The organism is Vibrio aestuarianus, assembly GCF_012395185.1.
GTDB classification, from domain to species: Bacteria; Pseudomonadota; Gammaproteobacteria; order Enterobacterales; family Vibrionaceae; genus Vibrio; species Vibrio aestuarianus.
The window spans coordinates 1-1,591 of the sequence record NZ_JAAZTU010000094.1; the positions used below are offsets into that span (position 1 = coordinate 1).

Sequence of the window (1,591 nt, forward strand, 5' to 3'; positions counted from 1 at the left end):
AAGGTTAGCATGGAAATAACTAATATTCGTCCTTTTTGCCGTCTTTCTTCCACCCCGTTAGATTACACTCAAACTTGAGTATCATTACCGTACATCCAACCTGTGATGACCGTCGTGTCATAACGCCCAATTAAGGGGTGAACAACGCCACCACCCAACTTAACGCATTGTACCGTAAACACTAAATTTGAAGTAGAAGCAAAAGTGCCAAGCGTTGAGAATCCCTCTTAAATTGCTTGTTAGCTGCAAATTGTCGATATGGATTTTCGGATTACCCAAATATAGAACAACGCCAATAAGTCAATTTGAAAGAACCCCAAGTTATACTGGTTTGAATACTCTAGAAGTGAGCCACCTAAATTAAAGGATACTGATAACCAATTAAATGTATCACTAACCCAGTCTAAGGTGAGGAAAATACCGCCAATACCATAGTAATTGAAATACACACCACCAAACCCAAAGGCAAATACTTGTAGTCCAATATTCAAATATGGAAGTACGTAGTATGTTGAGGCCCTTTTGTATAGGATCAGACCCGATAATGTATTGAGGATAATTACAAAAAATGAAGCAACTACTTCAAGCATGCTCAATCCAGAGAACAAAAGAACAAGCATTACCAACGCTATTAGCGCAACCAGCAATTGATTCACGCTTATCACTGTTAGTATACGACTCCATCGTAGTTTTCTAGCGTTTGCCTGCTGCTCATAAAACTCTTGAATCTCGTGCTTTCTTGTCGCTATTTCATTGGTTAAATTTTTGTAGTTTTCAGGGTATGCCTCAGCATCAATGCTTCCTAACGCTTCAAGCAACGATTTCGCATTATACTTTGTATAGTTAATTTCCATTTATATACTCTATTTTCCAGTTTGCAACTAACGCCCAATTAAGGTGTGAAGCACGCATCCACAACACTCAATTTGAACACCTTAATCACTAAACTTAACCCAAACCAAAAATGCCAAGCGTGCTGAATCACTCTTAAATTGTTTGTTATACGCCGTGCGCTAAACGTTATTGTTACTAGAACTATTATATGAGTACATTCGAACTTCGTCCCTCGGGAACCAACCAAGCTTTTCGTAAAACTGCTGGGCGTTTACGTTTTCGTTGTACACAAACAAATGAGTTTTTGGAACCCCAACATCAGCTAACGCACTGATAGCTTGGCTTACCAGATCACGACCTAAGTTCTTGCCACGAAAGTTCGTTGATACAGCTAGGTGTTGCAGATAACCTCGCCGACCGTCAGTGCCGACTAGTACCGCGCCGACAATTTCGTTGCCTGACACTGCAACGAAACTTAGATTTGGATTGCGAATTAGGTAGTTATTGATGCTTTCTTTAGAGTCTGCATCTCGGAGGCTCATACCCTCAGTTTGTCCCCAAAGCTTGATCACGTCATCATAGTCCGCAATGTTCATTTCACGAATTTCTACCACATATCTCTCCTTGCGTATAACGCCGCATTAAGTGGTGAGCGACGCTAAACACCAATGCCTCGACAAACCACTTAAAACACAAAAACTGAATTTACACTAAAAACACCAAGCGTTGCGAATCCGTCTTAAATGCTTTGTTATGC

General features: G+C 40.5%; 2 protein-coding genes. Both read right to left on the bottom strand.

Features of this window, described 5'->3' with window-relative positions:
* Positions 1–239: 239 nt before the first annotated feature.
* A complete protein-coding gene (locus HGG78_RS18715) occupies positions 240–854 on the bottom strand; it encodes a hypothetical protein (RefSeq protein WP_172533813.1) in 615 nt (204 codons plus the stop codon).
* Positions 855–1,013: 159 nt separating this feature from the next.
* Positions 1,014–1,448 carry a GNAT family N-acetyltransferase gene (locus HGG78_RS18720; protein WP_103181949.1) on the bottom strand — a complete coding sequence of 145 codons (435 nt, stop codon included), beginning with the start codon at positions 1,446–1,448 and terminating at the stop codon, positions 1,014–1,016.
* Positions 1,449–1,591 lie beyond the last annotated feature (143 nt).

Bases quoted from the DNA above. Each gene is read 5' to 3' on its own strand.
- HGG78_RS18715 (WP_172533813.1), bottom strand. From the start codon at position 854: ATGGAAATTAACTATACAAAGTATAATGCGAAATCGTTGCTTGAAGCG.